The organism is Streptomyces aureus, from assembly GCF_000725495.1.
GTDB classification, from domain to species: Bacteria; Actinomycetota; Actinomycetes; order Streptomycetales; family Streptomycetaceae; genus Streptomyces; species Streptomyces aureus_B.
Window position 1 is genome coordinate 50831 of record NZ_JNZD01000025.1, and the last position, 22675, is coordinate 73505.

18 protein-coding genes and 1 pseudogene are annotated in these 22675 nt (G+C 71.4%); 11 read left to right on the top strand and 8 right to left on the bottom strand.

From position 1 onward, the window contains the following. The first annotated feature begins 116 nt into the window (after nucleotides 1-116). The 3 genes from adhE to IO36_RS26980 are packed head-to-tail and all read left to right on the top strand — an operon-like array spanning nucleotide 117 to nucleotide 4623. On the top strand, nucleotides 117-2930 hold the full coding sequence (gene adhE / locus IO36_RS26970) for a bifunctional acetaldehyde-CoA/alcohol dehydrogenase (protein ID WP_078943459.1): 2814 nt from the start codon (nucleotides 117-119) through the stop codon (nucleotides 2928-2930). A 45-nt stretch (nucleotides 2931-2975) separates the two neighbouring features. Next, nucleotides 2976-4190 (top strand): globin domain-containing protein, encoded by a 1215-nt coding sequence (locus IO36_RS26975; protein WP_037623582.1) that lies wholly within the window; start codon nucleotides 2976-2978, stop codon nucleotides 4188-4190. Between the two features lie 46 nt (nucleotides 4191-4236). Next, the gene (locus tag IO36_RS26980) at nucleotides 4237-4623 is read left to right on the top strand and encodes a hypothetical protein (RefSeq protein WP_037623584.1); all 387 of its coding nucleotides are present in this window, start codon (nucleotides 4237-4239) and stop codon (nucleotides 4621-4623) included. A gap of 173 nt (nucleotides 4624-4796) precedes the next feature. Here IO36_RS26980 and IO36_RS43365 read toward each other — a convergent pair whose 3' ends face one another. From IO36_RS43365 to IO36_RS43370, 3 genes are read right to left on the bottom strand one after another with little or no spacing between them, the layout of a single operon-like run. Then, a complete protein-coding gene (locus tag IO36_RS43365) occupies nucleotides 4797-5435 on the bottom strand; it encodes a hypothetical protein (protein ID WP_051900976.1) in 639 nt (212 codons plus the stop codon). Next, the gene (locus tag IO36_RS26995) at nucleotides 5393-6256 is read right to left on the bottom strand and encodes a CHAP domain-containing protein (protein ID WP_037623585.1); all 864 of its coding nucleotides are present in this window, start codon (nucleotides 6254-6256) and stop codon (nucleotides 5393-5395) included. The genes IO36_RS43365 and IO36_RS26995 overlap by 43 nt, the downstream gene beginning before the upstream one ends. 11 nt (nucleotides 6257-6267) lie before the next feature. Next, complete coding sequence (locus IO36_RS43370; RefSeq protein WP_051900977.1) at nucleotides 6268-7119, bottom strand: helix-turn-helix domain-containing protein; 852 nt, start codon at nucleotides 7117-7119, stop codon at nucleotides 6268-6270. 320 nt (nucleotides 7120-7439) lie between these two features. Between IO36_RS43370 and IO36_RS27005 the strand changes: the two genes are divergently transcribed. Both IO36_RS27005 and IO36_RS27010 read left to right on the top strand, forming a co-directional pair. After that, a complete protein-coding gene (locus IO36_RS27005) occupies nucleotides 7440-8045 on the top strand; it encodes a PadR family transcriptional regulator (RefSeq protein ID WP_037623586.1) in 606 nt (201 codons plus the stop codon). Nucleotides 8046-8144: 99 nt separating this feature from the next. Then, nucleotides 8145-9863: an acyl-CoA dehydrogenase family protein gene (locus IO36_RS27010; protein WP_037623587.1), complete on the top strand. Its 1719-nt coding sequence runs from the start codon at nucleotides 8145-8147 to the stop codon at nucleotides 9861-9863. Nucleotides 9864-10203: 340 nt separating this feature from the next. Here the strand turns inward: IO36_RS27010 and IO36_RS27015 are convergent, their stop codons facing one another. Continuing rightward, nucleotides 10204-11643, bottom strand: coding sequence for a hypothetical protein (locus IO36_RS27015; RefSeq protein ID WP_037623588.1), 1440 nt, complete (start codon nucleotides 11641-11643; stop codon nucleotides 10204-10206). Between the two features lie 148 nt (nucleotides 11644-11791). Here IO36_RS27015 and IO36_RS27020 point away from each other — a divergent pair, with 148 nt between their 5' ends. Both IO36_RS27020 and IO36_RS48395 read left to right on the top strand, forming a co-directional pair. Further along, nucleotides 11792-12193, top strand: coding sequence for a DUF4913 domain-containing protein (locus tag IO36_RS27020; RefSeq protein ID WP_037623589.1), 402 nt, complete (start codon nucleotides 11792-11794; stop codon nucleotides 12191-12193). Nucleotides 12194-12338: 145 nt separating this feature from the next. Further along, a pseudogene (locus IO36_RS48395) lies at nucleotides 12339-12437 on the top strand (HAD family hydrolase); the annotation flags it as partial. A gap of 43 nt (nucleotides 12438-12480) precedes the next feature. On the opposite strand, the gene IO36_RS27025 reads toward IO36_RS48395, so the two are convergent. From IO36_RS27025 to IO36_RS27040, 4 genes are all read right to left on the bottom strand, one after another. Beyond that, nucleotides 12481-13590, bottom strand: coding sequence for a serine hydrolase domain-containing protein (locus tag IO36_RS27025; RefSeq protein ID WP_245173501.1), 1110 nt, complete (start codon nucleotides 13588-13590; stop codon nucleotides 12481-12483). Nucleotides 13591-13784: 194 nt separating this feature from the next. After that, on the bottom strand, nucleotides 13785-14024 hold the full coding sequence (locus tag IO36_RS27030) for a DUF5302 domain-containing protein (protein WP_037623704.1): 240 nt from the start codon (nucleotides 14022-14024) through the stop codon (nucleotides 13785-13787). Between the two features lie 157 nt (nucleotides 14025-14181). Continuing rightward, on the bottom strand, nucleotides 14182-15219 hold the full coding sequence (locus IO36_RS27035) for an SPFH domain-containing protein (RefSeq protein WP_037623590.1): 1038 nt from the start codon (nucleotides 15217-15219) through the stop codon (nucleotides 14182-14184). A 4-nt stretch (nucleotides 15220-15223) separates the two neighbouring features. After that, nucleotides 15224-15655, bottom strand: a complete 432-nt coding sequence (locus tag IO36_RS27040; RefSeq protein ID WP_037623592.1) for an NfeD family protein — start codon at nucleotides 15653-15655, stop codon at nucleotides 15224-15226. Between the two features lie 561 nt (nucleotides 15656-16216). On the opposite strand from IO36_RS27040, the gene IO36_RS27045 reads away from it, so the two are divergent. The 4 genes from IO36_RS27045 to IO36_RS27060 all read left to right on the top strand — a co-directional run bounded on the left by IO36_RS27045 (nucleotide 16217) and on the right by IO36_RS27060 (nucleotide 22553). Beyond that, nucleotides 16217-18274, top strand: a complete 2058-nt coding sequence (locus tag IO36_RS27045) for a DUF4139 domain-containing protein (protein WP_051900978.1) — start codon at nucleotides 16217-16219, stop codon at nucleotides 18272-18274. A 6-nt stretch (nucleotides 18275-18280) separates the two neighbouring features. Further along, nucleotides 18281-19840, top strand: coding sequence for a mucoidy inhibitor MuiA family protein (locus tag IO36_RS27050; protein WP_037623593.1), 1560 nt, complete (start codon nucleotides 18281-18283; stop codon nucleotides 19838-19840). A 127-nt stretch (nucleotides 19841-19967) separates the two neighbouring features. Further along, nucleotides 19968-22079 (top strand): hypothetical protein, encoded by a 2112-nt coding sequence (locus IO36_RS27055; RefSeq protein WP_037623594.1) that lies wholly within the window; start codon nucleotides 19968-19970, stop codon nucleotides 22077-22079. A 54-nt stretch (nucleotides 22080-22133) separates the two neighbouring features. Beyond that, nucleotides 22134-22553, top strand: coding sequence for a hypothetical protein (locus IO36_RS27060; RefSeq protein WP_037623595.1), 420 nt, complete (start codon nucleotides 22134-22136; stop codon nucleotides 22551-22553). Nucleotides 22554-22675 lie beyond the last annotated feature (122 nt).

Here is a 22675-nt window from a genome sequence, read left to right on the forward strand (position 1 = left end):
TCGGCAGGAGACGGTGTGAGTGCGGCAGGAACCGGCCCGCGGCCCCCGCGGCACCGCTCCCGCCCCAGCGCCCCACCCGCGTTGCGCCCCTCACCCGACCACGGAGGCCCGTCCCCATGACCCGCCACGACGACCGCACCGCGACCATCGACCCCGCAGGCGTGCCGTCACCGGCCGCGGGCGTGCCCTCCCAACCCGCAGGCGTACCGTCCACGGCCGCGGGCGTACCGGCCGACCCCACAGGTGTGACGTCACCGCTTACGGCCGTGCCGGCCGAACCCGAGGGCGCTCCGTCCGACATCGCCCTCGCGGTCGACCTCCTGGTGGAGAACGCGCTCAAGGCGCTCACCGCGTACGAGTCGCTGGACCAGGAGCAGGTCGACCACATCGTGAAGAAGGCCTCGGTCGCCGCCCTGGACCAGCACACCTCCCTGGCGGCGCTCGCGGTGGAGGAGACCGGACGCGGTGTCTTCGAGGACAAGGCCGCCAAGAACATGTTCGCCTGCGAGTACGTCACCCACAGCATGGGTCCGATGAAGACGGTGGGCGTCGTGGCCCGGGACGACATCGACGACATGACGGAGGTGGCCGAGCCCGTCGGCGTGGTGTGCGCGGTCACCCCCGTCACCAACCCGACCTCGACCACGGTCTTCAAGGCGCTGATGGCGCTGAAGACCCGCAACCCGATCGTGTTCGCCTTCCACCCCTCGGCCCAGCGCTGCAGCGCGCGGGCCGCTCGGATCGTGCGCGACGCGGCGGTCGCGGCGGGGGCCCCGGAGCACTGCGTGCAGTGGATCGAGACGCCGTCCGTCGAGGCGACCGGCGTCCTGATGCGCCACCCCGGCGTCGCGCTGATCCTGGCCACCGGCGGCAACGCGATGGTCAGGGCCGCCTATTCGGCCGGAAAGCCCGCCCTCGGGGTCGGCGCGGGCAACGTTCCCGCCTATGTCCACCGCAGCGCCGACGTGCGCCGCGCGGTCAACGACCTGGTGCTGTCCAAGTCGTTCGACAACGGCATGATCTGCGCCTCCGAGCAGGCGGTGATCCTGGACGAGGAGATCCGGGACGCGGTGCTCGCCGAGTTCCGCACCCTGCACGCCCATCTGGCCACCGCCGAGGAGAAGTCGAAGCTGGAGGCTTACCTGTTCCCGGCCGGTGCCGCGGGCGCGGGCTGTGAACCAAAGGTCAACTCCGCGGCCGTGGGCCGGAGTCCGGCCTGGATCGCCGAGCAGGCCGGGTTCTCCGTACCGAAGGACACCTCGCTGATCCTGGTCGAGGCCGACGGCGTCGGCCCGCAGGAGCCGCTCACCCGCGAGAAGCTGTGCCCGGTCCTCGCCGTCCTGCGGGCCGGCTCGGCCGAGCAGGGCTTCGACCTGGCGGCAGACATGGTCGCCTTCCACGGCCAGGGCCACAGCGCCGTCATCCACACCGGCGACCCCGGACTCGCCGAGGCGTACGGCCGCCGCATGAAGACCGTACGGATCATCGTCAACGCCCCCTCCTCGCAGGGTGCCATCGGCGGCATCTACAACAGCCTGCTGCCCTCGCTGACCCTGGGCTGCGGCTCGTGGGGGAGCACTTCGGTGTCGAACAACGTCTCGGCCGCCCAACTGCTCAACATCAAGCGGGTGTCGGTGCGCCGCAACAACCTCCAGTGGTTCAAGGTGCCGCCCAAGATCTACTTCGAGCCCCAGTCCATCCGCTATCTGGCCTCGATGCCGGACGTCCACCGGGTCACGGTCGTCACCGACGCGACGATGACCCGCCTCGGCCTCGTCGACCGGGTCCAGAACGTCCTGCGCAGGCGCCGGGAGCCGGTCACCGTCCAAGTCATCGACAACGTCGAACCCGAGCCCACCATCGACTCCGTGCGGCGCGGCGCCCGGCTCATGGGCGACTTCCGCCCGGACACCATCATCGCCCTCGGCGGCGGCTCCCCGATGGACGCGGCCAAGGTGATGTGGCTGCTGTACGAACAGCAGGCCGAGGGCAGGGACGTCGAGTTCGCGGACATGCGGCACAAGTTCTCCGACATCCGCAAGCGCGCCTTCCGTTTCCCGGCCCTCGGGAAGCTCGCGCGGCTCGTGTGCGTCCCGACCACCTCCGGCACCGGGGCCGAGGTGACCCCGTTCGCCGTCATCTCCGATCCCGCGACCGGCAAGAAGTACCCGCTGGCCGACTACGCGCTCACCCCGAGCGTGGCGATCGTCGACCCGCTGCTCGCCGCGAACCTGCCGCGGACCCTGGCCGCCGACAGCGGGTTCGACGCCCTCACCCACGCCATCGAGTCCTATGTCTCGGTCTACGCCAACGACTTCACCGACGGTCTCGCCCTGCACGCGATCCGGATGGTCTTCGAGAACATCGAGGCCGCGGTCGACGACCGCGCGGCGAGCGAGCGGGCGCGGGAGAAGATGCACAACGCGGGCACGATCGCCGGCATGGCCTTCGGCAACGCCTTCCTCGGCATCGTCCACGCCATGTCCCACACCCTGGGCGCCACCTTCCACATCGCGCACGGCCGCACCAACGCCGTCCTGCTGCCGCACGTCATCCGCTACAACGGCACGGTCCCCACGAAGCTCACCGGCTGGCCCAAGTACGAGAACTACCAGGCGCCCGAACGCTTCCAGGACATCGCGCGCGTCCTCGGCCTGCCCGCGGCCACCCCGGCCGAGGGCGTCGAGTCCCTCGCGGCGGCCGTGGAGCGGCTCCGGGACCAGGTGGGCATCGAGCCGACGTTCCGGGCCCTCGGCGTCGACGAGCGCGCCTTCCTCGACGCGCTGCCCCGGCAGGCTCTCAACGCCTACGAGGACCAGTGCGCGCCCGCCAACCCGCGCATGCCGATGCTCGACGACATGCAGGAGCTCATGCGCACGGCCTACTACGGCCGCGCGGCGCGCGGTGGCGCCGCCGGCGCCACCGTCTGACCGACCCCCTCTCCTTCCCTCACACCACCCTTCCCTGGAGGTTCGATGCTGTCCGCGGAGTCCGCAGCCCTCGTACGGGCCACCCTGCCCGCCGTGGCCGGGGCGCTCGACGAGATCACCACCCGCTTCTACGCGACCATGTTCCGCGACCGGCCGGAACTGCTCGACGGGATGTTCAACCGCGGGAACCAGGCCAGCGGAGCACAGCGCCGGGCGCTGGCGGGATCGATCGCCGGGTTCGCCACGGCGCTCCTGGACAACCCCGGCACTCGGCCCGACGCCCTGCTGTCGCGGATCGCGCACAAGCACGCCGCCGTCGGTGTCACCGACGACCAGTACACGATCGTCCACAAGTACCTGTTCGGCGCGATCGCCGACGTCCTCGGGGCCGCGGTCACCCCCGAGGTCGCGGCCGCCTGGGACGAGGTCTACTGGCTGATGGCCGGCGCGCTGATCGGCCGGGAGGCCCTGCTCTACCAGGACGCGGGGGTCCGGCCCGGCGGGACCTGGCGGCCGTGGACGGTCGTCGAACGGCGCCCGGAGACCTCCGACGCCGTGTCCTTCCTGCTGCGCCCGGCGGACGGCGGACCGGCGCCGCGGGCCCGCGCCGGCCAGTACGTGAGCGTCCGGGTGCGGATGCCCGACGGGGTGCACCAGGTGCGCCAGTACAGCCTGTCCTCGGACCCGGGCGGCGAGCTGCGCCGGATCACCGTGAAGCGGGCCGCGGGCGAGGGGGCGGAGCCGGACGGCGAGGTCTCGACCCTGCTGCACGAGACTGTCGGCGAGGGCGACGAGTTGCTCCTGTCCGCGCCGTTCGGCGACGTGTTCCTCGACGACCCGGCCGACGCGGACACGCCGGTCGTGCTGGTGTCGGCGGGCATCGGCTGCACCCCGATGACCGGCATCCTGGCCCACCTCGCGGCCCTCGGCTCGACCCGGCCCGTCCTGGTCCTGCACGCCGACCGCTCCCCCGCCGACCACGCCCTGCGCGCCGAGACGCACGAGCTGGTCGAGCGGCTGGCGGACGCCCGGTCGGTGTTCTGGTACGAGCGTCCGGGGCCGGAGGAGCCCGGCGCGCGGACCGGTCTCATGGACCTGGGCGGCACGGAGATCCCCGACGAGGCCACCGTGTTCCTGTGCGGCGCGCTCCCGTTCATGCGGGACGTGCGCGGACAGCTGCTGGCCGCCGGTGTGTCCCCGCGCCACATCCGCTACGAGGTCTTCGGCCCCGACCTGTGGCTGCCCGACGCCACGGCCTGACCTCCCCTGTCGTTCCGTTCCGTACCGATCCGAAAGAAGGATCCCTGTGACCAACGACAACACGCGGCCGACCCCCCAGGTCCGGCTGCGTTCCGAGGGCGCCGTGGACGCGGCCACCCTGGAGTACGCCCGTACGAAGATCGACGCCGTCCTCGGCCGCCCCGGCCTTCCCGCCGTCACCGGCGAGGTGCGCATCGTCCGGGCCGGGGCCCATCACTCCGGCCACCCGTGGTCGGCGACCGCCGACGTGCGCGTCGGACGCCGTCAGGTCGTGGCGGCGGCCGAGGAGTCGACGGGCACCGAGCTGGTCGACCGGCTCCAGGACCGGCTGCGCCGCCAGACCGACAGGGCCGTCCACACGTGGGACGACAGCCGTGGGACCACGGCCCCGCCGTGGCGCGGCGGTGCGCTCGACGACCGTGTGAGCCCGTGAGGAGCACGGGCCGGGCCGGCGCCCACGCGCCGGCCCGGCCCCCGACGCGGCCGTGGCCGCGCGCCGAGGAGGAGACCATGCACCGCCGTTAGCGGCCCGCCCGGAAGAACCGGCGATCCCGGCGTCGCGGTCCTGCCCCGTCCCCCGACGCGGGGCAGGACCGCAACCGTTCGTCAGCAGTTCCGGATCGGGTTTCCGTTCTGGTCGTTGGCGGTGTCGTTGCCCTGGCCGCTCAGGTAGTACGCGGAGACGTAGTCACGGCCACCCGTGTCCATGTCCGTGTACAACCACCAGTGATTGAACGCACCACCCGAACCGACCTGCGCACCCCACACACGGCACAAGACGTAGTTCTGCCCCGCGTACAGCGTGCCGCCGTGGTCCCGACCGGGAGCCGAGGCGAACGTGGTCACCCAGGAGCGGCCACCGCCGTCGTCCCCGGAACCACAGTTCGGGACGGGTGCTCCGGTCTCGTCGTTGGCGGTGTCGTTGCCCTGGCCGCTCAGGTAATAGGCGGAGACGAAGTCACGGCCACCCGTGTCCATGTCCGTGTACAACCACCAGTGATTGAACGCACCACCCGAACCGACCTGCGCAAACACGTAGTTCCGGCCCGCGTTCAGCGTGCCGCCGTTGTCGCGGCCCGGTGCGCCGGTGAAGGTGCGCACCCAGTATCTGCCGCCGCTGCGTCCGGTGCCGCTGGTCTCGCCGTCGCACTCGGGCAGCGGTGAGCCGTTCTCGTCGTTGGCGACGTCGTTGCCCTGACCGCTCAGGTAATAGGCGGAGACGAAGTCACGGCCACCCGTGTCCATGTCCGTGTACAACCACCAGTGATTGAACGCACCACCCGAACCGACCTGCGCACGTGGTCCCGTCCGGGCGCGGAGCCGTACGTCCGCACCCAGCTCTTGTAGCTGCTCGTGCCTCCGGCACCGCCCGTGCTGCCGCCCCCGCCGCCATGGAGGGGCCGGCCCTTGAGCACCGGACTGACGTAGCCGTCGATCGCCTCGGATCCGCCGAAGTGGGTGCCCGGCGCCCAGTCGAGGGTGTCCTGCCGGACCTTGGCGGTGTGGGCGTAGTGGGCCTGCTCGTCGCCTTCCGGACCGCGGGTGTTCTCCTCCCCGCCGACGTCTCCGCTGACGAAGGTCACCTCGCCGGTGATCGCCGAGACACGGACGACGATGGCCACGTGGTGCACGACGCCCCGGTCGCTGCCGAACCTGTTGTGGAACAGGACGGCGTCGCCGAGCTTGGGCGTGGAGTGTTCACCGCCGTAGGCGCCGGCCATGTGCTTGAAGCTGACCGCGGAGGGGTCGAGGCCGTCGGTGCGGAATCCGGCGTAGGCCCACACCCAGCGGGCGAAGTCGGCGCACCAGTACTCGCCCTTGCCACCGTTTCCGCTGCAACTCGTCAGGTAGCCGGGGCTGCACACCGTACCGGGCCCGTTGTTGTTGATGGAGAGCGACAACTGGCTGTTCGCGACGTTCGCGATCTGGTTGAGGGCTTCCCAGGGAGTGTCGTCGTCCGCCTGGGCCGGAGGGGCGGACACGCCGGCGTAGAAGGCGGCGGTGAGCAGGGCAGTCACCGCGACCGCGCCCCGGCGCAGCGGTCTGGTGAGGCGTCGGAAGTTCATGGCCAGGGAGGCTAGGGACGGGTGGGGGCCGCCGTCTTGGACGTATCCGATCCGCGCCGCTCCGGCGCGGAGGCGACGAGGCAGCCGCACGACCGCAGCCGGGAGAAGTACGTCGCCGGGGACACTCCCATGAACTCGCGCATGTCGCGATTGAGGTGGGGCTGGTCGCAGAACCCGTGCTCCGCCGCGAGCTCCGGCCAGTGCGAGCGGCCCGGTTCGGCGTGCCGGAGCAGTTGTCCGAGGCGGATCAGACGGCCGGCGGACTTGGGTGCCATACCGATCTGCCGGTGGAAGACCCGGCCGAAGTGGTCGGCGCTCCACCCGGCTTCCGCCGCCAGGTGCGCGACGGGCGCACTGCCCCCGGACCGCGTCAGGCGGTGCCAGGCCCTGATCACCTCGGGGTTCGGCCGGGCTCCCGCCTCGGCCCGGCGCAGCAGGAAGGCGTCGAGTACCGCGAGGTGGGCCGCAGGGCTGTCGGCACCGCGGAACCGGTCCGCGAGCACCCGGCCCGCCGGACCGAACAGATCACCGAGATCCACGACGCTCTTGCCCAGCTCGCCGACCAGTCCGCCGAGCAGGACGTACGCCCCGAGGGGGCTGAGCCGCAGGCCGACCCAGTCGACTCTCGTCGGGGGTAAGGACTCCCGGGCCCCGTAGTGGTACAGGTGGCCGGGTCCCACCGCGTACGCGGAGGGGAACCCTGCCGGGGCCGCTCCGATGTTGACGTTGATCGAGACGCCCGGAGCGGCGGGCACCGCGATCACCTCCCCCGGTGCGAGGAGCTCGGAACCCAGGTGATAGCCACCCGTGACCAGGCCGCGCAGGGCCGGGTGCACCGGGTGGACACGTGCGTGGACATCCATCGACCCGACCCCCGTGCCGCGTCCGTCTGACTGCTGTGCGATCGCTTCCTACGATCCCGGACGACCCGCGCGCCATCGGCCCAGGCGCCGCTGATTACCGGCCAATTCCCAACTGCGCGCCGGCAAGGAACCGGTGATCACCGGTCGCCCGCACCCGGATCACGGAACGCACCCGCTGACCGGCCCGCACACGCCATGCCCCCGTACCCGCACCTCCCGGGCGCTTGGCGCCGTGGCGTGTGCGGTCGCCCGGGTGAGCCGTGTCTCACCCGCGCGGTCACGCTTGCCTATGCAACGAGTTGCATAGAAAGCTGTGCGGTATGGCGCTCGAACACGCGATCCTCGTCTCCCTGCTGGAAAAGCCGGGTTCCGGCTACGAGCTGGCCCGGCGGTTCGAGCGGTCCATCGGCTACTTCTGGACCGCCACGCACCAGCAGATCTACCGCGTGCTCAAGCGCATGGAGAGCGAGGGCGTCCTGGCCGTCCTCGAGGTGCCGCAGCAGGGCCGGCCGGACAAGAAGGAGTACTCCGTCGCCGCCCCCGGGCGCGCCGTCCTCTCCCAGTGGCTGCACGAGCCGATCGAGCCGGAGAGCATCCGGCACGAACTGGCGGTGAAGATCCGCGGCGCCGCCTTCGACGATCCGGCCGCGCTCGTCGACGAGGTCCGGCGGCACCATCAGGCCCACAGCGACCGGCTCGCGCGCTATCTCGCCGGTGAACTGCGGGACTTCACCGGGCCCGACGCGCCGAGTCCTCTCGACACCGGCCAGGAACTGCAGCACGTCGTGCTGCGCGGCGGCATCGCGTACGAGCGCATGACGATCGCCTGGCTCGACGACGTCCTGGCCACCCTCCGCGGCCTGGCCGCGCGGGCCGGAAGCACCGCCGCTTCCCGGGACGGCGCCTCCTCGGAGCCGTCCGCCTGAGCCACCCCCGCTTGCCCCGTCCCGCACTCGGCACATCCTCGACCACCTCGTCCCGCACACGGCACACCCTCGACCCCCTCCCCCGGAAGGCGGACCCTCATGAGCACCCCCCTGCTGTTCAATCCGCACACCTACGACCCGGCGCACTTCGACCCCGAGACGCGCCGGCTGCTGCGCGCCACCGTCGACTGGTTCGAGGAGCGCGGCAAGCGCCGGATCATCGAGGACTACCGCACCCGCGCCTGGCTCGGTGACTTCCTCGCCTTCGCCGCCAAGGAGCGGCTGTTCGCGACGTTCCTGACCCCGGCCTCCGCCGCCGGGGACGCGGACCAGCGCTGGGACACGGCCCGGATCGCCGCCCTGAACGAGATCCTCGGCTTCTACGGCCTCGACTACTGGTACGCCTGGCAGGTGACCATCCTCGGTCTCGGCCCGGTCTGGCAGAGCGACAACGCGGACGCCCGCACCCGTGCCGCGGACCTTCTGAACCAGGGCGAGGTCTTCGCGTTCGGCCTCTCCGAGAAGGCCCACGGCGCCGACATCTACTCCACCGACATGCTGCTGGAGCCCACCGAGGACGGCGGCTTCCGTGCCACCGGCTCCAAGTACTACATCGGCAACGGCAACGCGGCCGGTCTGGTCTCGGTGTTCGGCCGGCGCACCGACGTCGAGGGCCCGGACGGCTACGTCTTCTTCGCCGCCGACAGCCGCCACCCGTCGTACCACCTGGTGAAGAACGTCGTCGACTCCTCCAAGTTCGTCAGCGAGTTCCGCCTGGAGGACTACCCGGTCGGCCCCGAGGACGTGCTGCACACCGGCCGCGCCGCCTTCGACGCCGCCCTCAACACCGTCAACGTCGGCAAGTTCAACCTCTGCACCGCCTCGATCGGCATCTGCGAGCACGCGATGTACGAGGCCGTCACGCACGCGAGCAACCGCATCCTCTACGGCCGTCCCGTCACCGCGTTCCCGCACGTGCGCCGGGAGCTGGCCGAGGCGTACGTGCGTCTCGTGGGCATGAAGCTGTTCAGCGACCGTGCCGTCGACTACTTCCGTTCGGCCGGTCCCGAGGACCGCCGTTACCTCCTCTTCAACCCGATGACGAAGATGAAGGTGACCACGGAGGGCGAGAAGGTCATCGACCTGATGTGGGACGTGATCGCCGCCAAGGGCTTCGAGAAGGACAACTACTTCTCCCAGGCCGCGATCGAGATCCGCGGCCTGCCCAAGCTGGAGGGCACGGTCCACGTCAACCTCGCGCTGATCCTCAAGTTCATGCGCAACCACCTGCTGGAGCCGGTCGCCCACCCCGACGTGCCGACCCGTCTGGACGCGGCCGACGACGACTTCCTCTTCCGGCAGGGTCCGGCCCGCGGCCTGGGTTCGGTGCGCTTCCACGACTGGCGCGCGGCCTACGACGCGTACGCCGAGGTCCCGAACGTCGCCCGCTTCCGCGAGCAGGCCGACGCCCTGTGCGCGTTCGTCACCACCATGGCCCCCGACGAGACGCAGAGCCGCGACCTCGACTTCCTGCTGTCCGTGGGCCAGTTGTTCGCGCTGGTGGTGCACGGACAGCTGATCCTGGAGCAGGCACGTCTGACGGACCTGGACGAGTCCGTGCTCGACGAGCTGTTCTCCGTCCTGGTCCGTGACTTCTCCGGACACTGCGTCGAACTGCACGGCAAGGACTCGGCCACGGAGGAGCAGCAGGGCTGGGCGCTCGGCGCGATCCGGCGTCCCGTCGTGGACGAGGCCCGCGCGGCGGAGATCTGGCAGCGCGTCGAGGCGCTGTCGGGGGCGTACGAGATGGCGCAGTAACGGCGCCGGAAAACGCGGTGGGACGGGCCCGGCGCGCGTCCCCGTCCCGCCGTCTCCGGGCCGCCGGTCCGGGGACGGCGGGCGTCCTGTCCGTCGCGAAGGGAGCGGCGGGCGTCACGTCCGTCACGGAGGGGCGGGTTCGTCCTCGCCCCTCCGTCTGTCCGCCTAGGGCCTGTCTGACAATTCGCGTCGTCGCCCGGAGGGCGGCCCGGCGGCGTCAGGTGCGTGCTCTCGGCGTGCCGGCCCCAGACCCGCGTACTGGATGTACTCGGGTCTGGGGCCGGTGCGGCGAGAGGGCGTGCATGGCGTCGCCGGGCAGACGGGAATTGTCAGACAGGCCCTAGCGCCCCTGCCCCGGGGTCGACGCGGAGCGGACCAGGTTGGGCCTCGCGACCGCCGCCGAGTCGGTGAGCCCCGGGCCCTCGGGAGACGGGGTCCTGGGCATCTGGAGAGCGGCCACCTGGCTGGTGACCTGCCCCATGCTCTCGTCCGAGGAGGACAGCGGACTCGGCGTGCGCCGGGGCGAGTTGTCGACCGAGGAGGAACGCTCGACCCGGTAGGGCAGGTGGGCGGGTCTGTCCAGTCCGTCGAAACCGAGGTCGGCCGCCCTGCTGACGCCGATGTTGCTGGCCTGGACGAGGGTGATCCGCTCGCCCTGGATGTTCGTCAGGTCGGCCGGGTTCTGGGTCGGATCGGTGCGCCAGGCTCCCTGGTTGTCCTTGCCGAGGCTGAGCTGCGGGAGCACCCGGACGTTGTCCACCTGGAACGCCCGCATGGTGATGTCGTTCCAGGTCTCCTGGTCCACCTGCATCGTCGGCATGTCCGTGCCCGGGCCGCCCGGGGGCGTGGCGGGTCTCCCGTACGCCGCGTGGATGCCGTCGGCCAGGGCGCTGATGTTCATGCGGCCGATGATGTCCGCGCGCCGGCCGTCCTGGGTGTTGTACTTGGCCCCCAGGTCGTTGCTCTCGTGGAGATTGACGGTGTCCGGCCTGAAGCGCTTGTTCGTGTCACCCGGGCTGAACGTGACGTTGCCCTTCAGGTCCTCGTCCTGGGCCAGCTTCGCGAGATAGCCGACGTGCATCACCGCCGCCGTCTGGGCCGCCTGCTGCCCCCGCGTGCCTTCCCGTGTGTAGAGGGCGAAGGTGTCGAGGTGCGGCATCATCTGAGGGTCGATGTTCGCGTCGCCGTGGTGTTCCGTCATCGACTGGAAGCCCGCGTGCAGGACGTTGCGCATATTGGCGTCCTGGCCGTGCGAGAGGTCGACGACCTTCAGCTCGGCGGTCGAGAAGTCGAAGGGCGCCACGGCCTCCGGTGTGAAGTTTCGGTCGGTCTGGACCGCCTGCCACTCCCCGTCCGTCATGCGGTGGTGCGACAGGTCCACACTCAGGCCGGTCTCGTTCGCCCGGAGGAGATACGTCGCCAGGTCCTTCGCGGCGATGTATCCGGCGTTGCTCATCTCCATCTTGAAGATGTCGTCGACGGTCTGGTGGTTGTACTTGGGCTGCATGAACCTGGCGAGCGTTCGCGTCTCGTCACGGATGTGGCGGACGCTGACGCCGTGCTGTTGCGCCTCGTTCCGGTATCCCTGCATCAGCTCCGCCGTGCGCTGCTGCCCGGCCTCCCCGGGACGGCGACGCGGCATGACCACCAGCTGTTTCTCGGAGTTGGGGAAGCGCGTGCTGAGCTCCTGCAGCCCCGCCCGCGCGTTCGCGCTGAGTTCGTCCCCGAACCAGATCATCTGGACCCGCTCCGGCTCCCTGGCCGGATCACGCTCAGGCATGTGCGTTCCTCCCTGCGCCGATGACCCCGTGCCCTCGGCCGACAGCAACAACGGATCGGGCAAGCGGCGGGTTCAACCGGTTGAACCGTCGGCGCCGCCCCTCCGTCGTGTGGGTGACGAAGGATCACTGGACGGACGGAGCACGGACATGACGGCCCTCGAAGCGCGAGCCGCCGAGGATCAGGAGAACAAGCCCGCCTTCATCCTCTACATGGACGGCTCCGAGTACGACGACGGACTGCACCGGCTGACCCTGTGGGTGCGGCACCTGCTGCTCCCGGTCTACGGCAGGGAGGTCACCTCGGGCGCGGCCTGGTGCTCCCGCTGGTGGCAGCACCCGGAGGCGGTGGCGCAGCTGTACGGCCTGTGGATGGCGTGGCAGGAGCTGACCGGCGCGGGGTCGGGTGCGACCGGCCCCTCCACCTGGCACCGCGACCATCTCGGCCCCGTGCTGGCCTCCCTGCGGGACCCCTCCGGCCCCTTCTCGGGCTGCCGGCCTGGCCGGCACCGCGCGAAGGAGGCACCCGAGATGGACCCGTTCCCGCACTAGGCGCCCTGGGACGCGGCGGCACCAGAGGGAGGGCAACACACCTTCGCCCTGCCCCGACGCCGCGAGATCAAGAGCGAGGTGGTGCTCCACGCCTCGGGGGCGGTGTCGCTCGGTCCGCAGAGGGTCGGCCGAGCGTCGTCGATCCCTGCCGACATGCGTCGCCTCCAGCGGCTCCCACGACAAGGTGCGGCACACCCTGGGCCGCACCGGGCTCTACGAACACTTCGCAGGACGCATCCACAGCACGCTCAGCGGTCCGGGGATGGATCGTCCCGGAAACCTCAATATCAAGCGTGGGGGTTGATCTCGGCTGCGGTCAGATCTGCGAGTCGTTGTGCCGTGTTGAAGTGGGGGGTGAGACGGGTCTTGGTCATGGCGAAGGAGGTGCCGGTGGCGGTGTCGGCGTAGACGTAGCTGCCGCCACCACCGACCCAGCCGAACGTGGTGGGTGCCTCGTCCGGCGGAGTACCGATGCGGCCGAGCGGATAGCCCAGGGCCAGCCGCGCATGGTTGCCGAAGACCTGGTCGGTGCCTTCGAAGGCCACCGCCGTCAACTCCCTGAGCTGGTGTGAGTCGATGAGAGAACCGGCGAGAAGTGCGGCGTTCATGGCAGCAATTCCCCGCGCGGTGAAGGTACCGACTGACGGGATGTCCGCTTGCAGGATCTCGTCGCTGTTGCCCATGGCCGCGGCCGGCTGCCGTTCCCAGGGCGCAAGGACGGCATCGCCGTCGGGTGGGGCGACGGGGTGCGGTGCGGCGTCTTCGAGTCGTGCCAGCCGGGCCAGGTCGGCTCGGGGGACGCCGAAGTACAGGTCACCGTCGAGACCCAGGGGCTCGGTGACCCACTCGTGCAGGAGTTGCCGCATCGGTTTGCCCGTGGCCCGGCGTGCGACCTCGCCGATGAGGAAGCCGTAGGTGAACGCGTGGTATCCCGTCTCGGTCCCAGGCAGCCACCGCGGTTCGGCGTCGGCGATCGCGGTACACACCCGCGACCAGTCGGTCAGGTCGGCAGGTCCGATGTCACGAGGCATCGCCGGCACGCCGACCGAGTGGGTCAGAACGTGTCGAAGAGTCGCGGTCACCTTGCCGTGGGCACCGAACTCCGGCCACAGCTCGGCCACTGGTGTCTCGTATCCGACAACGCCGGACTTGACGAGCAGGTGAGCGATCAGCGACGTCATGACCTTGCCTGCAGAGAAGCTGAAGATCGGGGTCGCTGAGGTCATGCCGCGCCCGGTCATGGCGTCGGCGACGCCCGCGACGGCATCGACGACAAGAGCACCCTGGTGATGAACGGCAACCTGCAAGCCGGTTTCGGCCCCGGTGTCCACGAGCTCGTCGAGGACGCTCTGAACCTGTTGCTGCAGTGAGGGCATCATCGTCACCCGCTCGGCCACGTGCAGTGGGACTGACTGGATGTCGGCAGCTTGCCGAAAGCGACCGACAGCCGGCTCGACTCGATACCGCCTGACGTCGCCGGCGATGACGGCCTCGCCCAATGGGTCGTGAGGCGGCGGCCCAAGGCGAGAGCTGAGGGGGCCGGCACGACAGCCGGCCCCCGTCCCGGCAATCCCCTCCGGGCCGTTTGGACTCAGCCGCCGCTCTTGCGCCGAAACGACCTCTGACTCGCAGCCGGGCCGTGCGCTCCACGGATCTTCGACGTGTCGGCATTCGCAGCGAGGGCGGTCGCGTCGGCCTGCATGCCCCGCTTGCGCGCCAGGGCGTCCCGGAACTTGCGTTTCAAATCATCCTGCGCGGCGCCGGGAGCCGACGCGGGCTCCTCGATGCCGGCCGGCTCCGAACCTTCTTGCGGCGAGGGTTCAGCAGTCATGGTGACCTCCGGTTCGGGCAGTGGGAAGCCCAGCTTGTCATGGAACATGGTGTCCATGAACAGGCCAACGCGGCCGACGCATCGATCCTGCGGCTGCCGTAGGCCATCGGTGGGGATCGAGGGGACCTAGGAGGGAAGAGGCAGGGTCCGCCCGCCTTCAGCGGGGCGGGTGAGGCGGGAGTGCACCGGGGTCGGCACCCTCGGCCCTGGCTGCGTCGGCGAGAGCCGCGGCAGCGGCTTCTTCCGCCTGGGCCTTGTCGTTGGCGGCCTGGGCGACCATGTCGTCCGTCGGCTTCTCGCGAGTGGCCTGCGACTGGGGCAGCACCTCGCTGAAGGCGCGGGACACGCCCTGGAGCGCGGAGGTGATCTCGCTGGGGATCACCCAGAAATTGTTGCCCGAGCCTTGCGCGAGTTGGGGGAGCGTCTGAAGGTACTGGTAGGCGAGCAGCTTGGGGTCGGGATCGTTGCGATGCACGGCCTGGAACACCTCGTCGATGGCCCGCGACTGGCCCTCCGCCTGAAGGATCGCAGCGGTCCGGTTGCCTTCCGCACGCAGGACAGCAGCCTGCTTGTCGCCTTCGGCGGTGAGGATCTGCGACTGGCGTTGCCCCTCAGCCCCGAGAATCGCGGCCCGCTTGTCCCGCTCGGCTCGCATCTGCTTCTGCATGGCGTCCTTGATGGACTGCGGAGGGTCGATGGCCTTGATCTCCACCCGGTTGACCCTCAGCCCCCATTTTCCGGTGGCCTCGTCCAACACGCCGCGAAGCTGGCTGTTGATGGTGTCCCGTGAGGTGAGCGTCTTCTCCAGGTCCATGGACCCCACGACATTACGCAAGGTGGTGACGGTGAGCTGCTCGACCGCCTGAAGGAAATTCGCGATCTCGTAGAACGCCGCTCGCGGGTCGGTGACCTGGAAATACAGAACCGTGTCGATCTCGACAACCAGATTGTCTTCGGTGATGACAGGCTGCGGTTTGAAGGAAACGACCTGTTCCCGCAGATCGATCATCGGTCGAACGCGGTCGATGTAAGGGATGACCAGGCTGAGGCCGGGATTCAGAGTCCGGTGGTAGCGGCCGAGCCGCTCGACATTGCGAGCGCGCGCCTGGGGCACGATCCGGACCGCCCGCACCACGGTGAAGACCGCGATCAGCGCGACGATCAGGCCGCCGATCAACAACGCCGTATTTTCCATGGTCTCAGTCCCGGGGGTAGACAATCGCGGTGGCGCCGCTGATCTCCATGACGTCGACAATCCTTCCAGGAGGAATCACCAACGTCTCGTCGTAGGCACGGGCCGTCCACTCCTCGCCACCGATGCGGACCCTGCCACCCAGGCCCGTCACCTCCGAGACGACATACGCGCTCCTGCCGATCAGCGCTTCCACGCCGAACCTCTCCGCTTGGGGCCGGCGAACGTGGCGCAGCGCGATGGGGCGCACAAACAGCACGCTGACTACAGCCACAACGGTGAACACCAAGAACTGCAACGGCAGCGGCAGTCCGACCGCGGCGGACCCCGCCGTGACCAACGCGGCCGCACTCAGCATTCCGAGCGCAGCGGTAACGGTGAAGATCTCGGCCGCAGCCAACAGGGCCGCGATGATCAACCAGATCAGCCATGGATCCATTGCGTGCCTCGTCTGACCGGTGTGGTGCGGAAGGGGCTGATCCCACCCGCACCCTGATGCGGGTCAGCTGGATATCCCCGGAGAAAAGGACCCTGCCGAGGCATTCAAGGCGTGTCCCCGAGCAGGCTGCTTCTCGCTTTCTGCAATTTTACCCGTGAGGGAAACCCGCGGACTCCTCAGCGTGGGCCGGCTGGCTGCGAACCTCTGTCACCCTGTACGCCACCCGTCCGTAGCGGGACGTCGACGCAGTCGACCGGCCCGTGATCGAGCGGCGGGGCCGTGGCCCTGAAGACCCTCCGGCGATGCCGTGCCCGGACGATGAGCAGGACCGCTTCGCGTGGGATCGCGCCGCGCCCCAGATCCGGTTACCCAGGGACTCCGCTCCTACCGCGTCCGTGTCCCGCCTGGCACGTCGTGAGCCGCCCGGCCCGTGTCGACCGCGGCCCCGACTGGCGCCGCGAGAACGACCTGGAACTGCGGCTCGGACTGCGACTGCACCGGCTCAGGGCGATCGCGAGCGCGTAGGCTTCGCCAGGCACGAACAGGACGGGGGCGCAGCACATGAAGTCCGAGGAATCCGAGGGAACACAGCGATGGGCGTCGGCACTCGACGCGGTCGTCGTGTACGCGCAGGGAGCGCTCTGCAGCCGGGTCGCGCGGGGAACCGTACCGCCGGACGGGCGGGTGCGGGTGGCGGGGCTGCCCCGCTCGATGGACCCGGACTCGTTGCGCGCCAAGGTCGCAGGCGGTGACGGGGTCCGCGTGACCGAGGTACGGGTGGAGGTGGACGCCGAACCGGCGGCCGCGGGCACGGCCGACGCCCTGCGGCGCGAGATGGAGCGGCTGCGCGAGGTCAGCGCCGCCGCCCAGGCCCGCCGCGACCGGCACGAGGCCCTGATCGCCGAGGTCGCGGCGCTGCGCCCGGTTCCCCCGGCCCGCAAGCGCGACGACCCGCACCGCATCACACCCGTGGACGCCTGGCTGCGGCTCGCCGACTTCGTCGACGAACGGCTCACGAACCTGCACCGGCGCCTCGCCGAGCTGGAGGAGGAACTGCGCCTCGCCGAGCACGAGTTCTCGATCGCCCTGGACCGCTGGAACCGTGCCTCCACCGACGCGGGGCCGGCGCACGTGGACACCACGGTCTGCGCGGTGCTGACCCTCGAAGGGTCCGGGGACGTCGAACTGGAGCTGGAGTACGGGGTGCCGGGCGCCGTCTGGGTGCCCGCGTACCGTCTGGCCCATCGTCAGGGCGACGACTCCGGGACCCTGGTGCTGCGCGCCTCGGTCGCCCAGCGCACCGGCGAGGACTGGACCGGGGTGCGCGTCGCCCTGGCCACCGCGGACCTGCGGCGCCGCACCGATCTGCCCCGGCTGCGCTCCCTGCGGGTCGGACGGCGGCAGACCGCCCCCGCGCCCTCCGGCTGGCGGGAGCCGCCGGCCGGGCTCGCCGACCTGTTCTCCGGGTACGACGCGGCGGGACCCCGCCCTGAAACCGGCCGTCCCTGGGCCGCGGGAGCCGGGGCCGCGCCCGTGGCCTCCGCCGGCCCGGTCGCGCCGCCCCCGCCGCCCCCGATGTACGGCATGCCGCCGGCCGCGCCCATGGCGGCGCCCGGTGCCGCGCCCGCGGCCTTCGGCGGCGCCCTGCCCGCTGCCCCGCAGCCGGTGGGGGCGGCACCCTCGGGCAGGCCCGCGGCCCGCGCCCGGAGCGCGTCCCTGGCACCCGCGGCTCCCGGCCGCGCGGCCCCGCCGCCACCCGGGCAGGCTCCGGTCACGGCCGGGCCCCCGCGGCCGAGCGACGCGGAGCTCGATTACGCCGCGCTCGTCCTGAACGGGCCCGACGTGCAGGCGGACACCCGGGGCAGGCTGTTCCCGCACACGCCCTTCGACCCCGTGGCGGTCGAGTACCGGCGGCGCGCCGAGACCGTCTCGGCGCTGCCGCTGCCCGGGCACGCCGTGCGACCCCGCGAGTCGGCGGGCTCCTTCGACCACCGTTTCGACGCCGCCGCGCGCGCCGACATCCCCTCGGACGGCACCTGGCACACGGTCACCGTCACGGAGATGCCGGTCGGCCTGCGGACCGAGTACCTGTGCGTACCGGCCCTGGAACAGACGACGTACGCCACGCTGGTGCTCTCCAACGCCACCGACCAGGCCCTGCTCGCCGGCCCGGTCGAGGTCACCGTCGACGACGAGTTCCTGCTGACCGCCGCGCTGCCCACGCTCCCTCCCGGCGGTGTCCGGCGGATGGGGCTCGGACCGGCCGAGGGCATCCGGGTCACCCGGCGCACGAACCTGCGCGAGTCGACCTCGGGCCTGCGCGGCAGCACCACCGTGCTCGACCACCAGGTGCACGTCGAGCTCGCCAACCGGCTCGCGCGGCCCGTCACCGTCGAGGTCCACGAACAGGTGCCGGTCACCTCGCACGCGGAGGTCCGCATCGAGGAGCGGGCCGACTGGACGACACCCCCGCAGGACGCCGGACCCGACAGCCTCGCACCGGGCACCCGTGTGTGGCGGGTGGACCTGCCCGCCGGAGGCAGCACCGCCCTCGACGGCGGCTACGAGATCCGTGTCCCGGCCGCCAAGGCCATCGTCGGCGGCAACCGCAGGAGCTGACCCACCATGCCCACCAACCCCCAGATCCTCCCGCTGCCCGTCACCGCCGTCACCTGTCTCGAGGACCGCGCCCATGTCGAGCGCACCACCGACCTCGAACTGGACGCCGGTATCCAGCAGTTGCGCCTCGGCCCGGTGAGCGCGCTCGCGGTCGACCGCACCCTGCACGCCGAGCTGACCGGCGGCCACGGGGCGAGTGTCCTGGACGTGCGGATCGTCCGCGCCTGGACGCCGCACGGGCCGGGTCCCGCCGACGACGACTCCGCGCTGCGGCTGCGCGTCGACGAGCTCGAGGCCGAGCAAGTCACCCTCGGCAGGCGCCGCGACCGGCTCCGGGCCCGCCTCGAAGCACTCGGCCGGCTCACCACCGATCTGCTGCGCGACATCTCCGAGGGGACCGGCTTCGGCGAGCCCGACGAGGACCGATGGACCCGTGAACTGGACCGCGTCGACGGCGAGCGCGACACCTGCGGCGAGGAACTGCGCGCCGTGGAAGCCGAGTTGTCGGCCCTGTCCACCGAGATCGACGAGACGTACCGGGCCCTCGACATGGCCGAGGAGCCGCCCGCCGAACTGCTCGGCCACGTGGAACTGACCGTGCAGGCGGCGGAAGCAGGTCCGGCGCGGCTGCGCCTGACCCACCTCACGCCGTGTGCGCTGTGGCGTCCCGCCTACCGGGCCGTGCTCGACGGGGACACGCTGACCCTGGAGACCGACGCGATGGTCTGGCAGCGCACCGGCGAGGACTGGTCGGACGTCCGTCTGACGCTGTCGACGGCCCGCTCGGCCCGGGCCGGCGAACCGCCCCGGCTCACCGAGGACCACCTCACGCTGACGGACCGGACCGCCGCCGAACGGCGCACGGTGGACGTGGAGTTCCGGGAGGAGGAGATCGCCGAGATCGGCCCCGCCCCGGTGCTCGGCCTGCCGGGCGTGGACGACGGGGGCCAGGCCCGCGTGCTGCACTCCCCCGTACCGGTCTCCGTGCCCGCGGACGGACGTGCGCACAGGGTCCCGGTCTCCGCCGTGACCAGTGCCGCGCGCAGCGAGTACGCCTCCTCTCCGGAACTGTCACCGCTGGTCACTCGGGTCGTGCGGTTCGACAACGGCTCCGGGCACGCGCTGCTGGCCGGACCGGTGGACCTCGTGCGCGACAGCGGCTTCACCGGCCGTGGCACGCTGCCCTTCACCGCCCCCGGTGCTCCCGTAGAGCTCGCCTTCGGCAGCCACGACGACTACCGGGTGGTCCGGCACGCCGAGGAGACCCGGGACACCACCTCGTTGACCCAGCGGACCGTCGTCACCCGCACGGTCAGGCTCCACCTTTCCCGCTTCTCCGCCCCCGGGGAGCAGGACGAGCAGGTCGTCACGCTGCGCGAGCGGATCCCGGTGTCCGAGGTCTCGGCGGTGGAGGTGCGGCTCCGCAAGGAGGCGTGCGCCCCGGAACCCGACGCGGTCGACGCCGACGGCATCGCCCGCTGGGACGTACGGCTGGCCCCGGGCGGACACCGGACGGTGACCCTGGTCTACGAGGTCTCCGCGAGCGGAAAGGTCACCGGGCTCTGAATTCCCGCGAGCCCGAACAGTCAGCGCCGGGCTGATGTCGGTCAGGATCGGACATCCGGCCCTGCTCGCGTGATCCCCTTGCTTGGCTCTTGTCCTCGGCCGACGAGCAGGGGGCGGGAGTACGTACATGGGGGGCAAGGGAGCCTCCGTCCACACGGACGGAAGCATCTCGGGGCAGGTCGTCGTCGGTTACCGGAACATCGTCGTCCACGCCGACCGCGGATCGACGGTGACGCTGCGGACCGAAGGTCCGCCGCCGATCCGTCGCCGCGGCAGCCCGGCCGGACGGAGGATTCCGGCACGGGGCGTGGCGCTGGTGGGGCGCGACGAGCAACTGGCGCACGTCGCGGAGTGGTTGGCGGAGGGGTACCCGGTCCAGATCAACGGCCCGGCCGGATGCGGAAAGTCCGCCCTGCTGCGGCACCTCGTCGCGGACCACGCGGCCGGCGACCGCGAGGTGGTGCTGCTGTCGGCCGCCGGACTCCCCGTGGAGGATGTCGTCGAGGACCTCTTCCACGCCTGTTACGACGCCGAGGACTACAAACCCGACCCCGACAGGCGCAGGCGTCTGATGGGCTCCGTCCAGGCCCTCCTGGCCGTCGACGACTTCGAGGGTTCGGACGACGACCTCGCCGCGCTGCTCGACGCCGCCCCCGGCTGCGACGTGGTGATCGCCTGCGCGGAGCACCGCGAGGGGGCCGAGGGACGAGCACTGCGCCTGGACGGACTGCCCGAGGAGGCGGCCCTCGCCCTTCTCGCCCGGAAGCTGGACCGCTCCCTGGACGACGACGAGCGCGCCTCGGCCAGACGCTTCACCGCGGCGGTTCACGGAAATCCGTCCGCGCTCGTCCAGGCCGCCGCGGCGCTGCGGGCCGCCGACCGGCACCCCGGGGCGGCCGAACCCGCCAGTTTCGCCCTCACCGAGGAGTCCGTCGCGGTCGGGCTCGCCGGCCGGCTGAGCGAGCCGGCCGCGCGCCTCCTGAACCTGATCGACGCGTTTCGTCCCCTGCCGGTCTCCGGGACCCTGCTCGAGGCCATGGTGGGGGACGTGAACCGCCAGGCCCTGGAAGAGCTCGAGTCCCTCGGCCTGGTGCGGGCGGAGGGAGACGGCCTCCGGCTCGGCGGCCGGTCGGCCGGACTCGTCGTGGCCCGGCTGGGCTCCGGCCACCGTGCGGACGAGTTCACCCCCGCGATCACCACGTGGGTGCGAACCCGGAGCCACCGCAGGGCCATCGCCGCGCAGGCCGCCGTGATCCGGCACGCCCTGAACGCCTCCGCACGGGCGCACGATCACGCCGCCGTTCGGGAGCTTGCCCGCGCCGCGGCCCCGGCGCTCGCCCGCACCCTGCGCTGGGGCACCTGGCACGAGGTCCTGGAACTGGGGCGTTCTGCGGCACGTGCGTCGGGGGCGGTGGAGGACGAGGCCTACTTCGCGCACGAAGAGGAGGTCCGCCGGAAGGTGCTGGGGGTCACCGCCGGGCTGGCGATCACGTCCGCCGCCACGGGCGGAGCCGCGCTCGGACACGCGGCGGCGATGCCCGCCAAAGCCGGGCCGGCCGCCGTGGCGGGCAACCCGGCCGTCCTCGGTGCGGCGGTGGCGGCGCTTCTGGCGGGCGGCTTCTACACCGCGTTCGCGGTCGGCGGGAACGGCGAGCCGCCGGACGCGACGGGCTCGGCTCCCGTTGCCTCACCGCGTCTCGTCGTCCCCTCTCCCTCACTGTCCGACCTTCCGACCTGGTCGTCCCCCGGCATGACCGTGACGATGACCCCGCCCCCGTCCCACGGGCCCGGTCCGCACGTGAGCAAGGTGCCGAACTCCGGCTCCGACAGTCCGGTCCCGTCCTCACCGACGGTCTCGGAGTCGAAGGTGTCCGACGGCTCCCAGTACTGCCCGCCCGCGACGGCCGTCCCGGACTCCGGCGATGCGCAGTTCGGGCCGGTGACGGCGGGTGAGGGCCAGGAATCGGTGTCCTTCTCCTTCGCATGGCTGAAGTGCGACAACGAGTCGAGCCTCTCGGTCCGTGACCAGGCGGCCTGGTCGGTTCGGCGAACGTCCTGCCCACCCGCCCTGGAAGAGGAGAGATGTGTGTTCAGCGTGACGTTCAGACCGCCGCGTCCCGGCGACTACCAGACCAGGGTGACCGTCCTGGACGACTGGGGACGGCCGACGGTCCAGCTGGACGTGTCCGGCACCGCGGTCGACGGCGACACCGCGATGCCGACGCCGACGGACACCTGATCGGCCACCGCTCGTCCCTTACCCGGCTTCTCGCCACGGAAGGCAGGACCCTCCATGCAGGACAACGACCCCGACCGCTACACCGTACGCACGAACGACGTCACCGGGCAGGTGGTCGTCGGCCAGGGGAACGTGGTCATCCGCACGAATGCGGCCTCCGCCGCGACGACTCCGGTGACGGACGAGGAACGGGGCCTGCTGCGTGCGGAGTTCGCCCGGGTCCGCGGGCTCGTCCCCGTCGACGAGCCGTCCGGCGATCGCGCCCGGGCACTGCTCGACGAGCTGGAGGAAGCCGTCACCGGTGAGATCGACCTGACGGTGATGGACTACGCCCGCGGATGGTTCTCGCGCCACCTGCCCGCACTGGCCGCGGCCGTCACCGGCTTGATCGTCCATCCGGTGGTCACGGCCCTCGTGACGACGGCCGGAGGGGATGTGGCCCAGGAGTTCCACCGGCGTTTCGGCGGCTCCTGACGGGGTCCGGCCTTTCGGAACGGCGCGGTACGCCGTTCTCCCGGCCGGTGTCCGGCTTGCGGCTCCTCGACCGGGACAGCGACGGGGCCGCCTCCCCAGCCTGGAGGCGGCCCCTGTCCTTC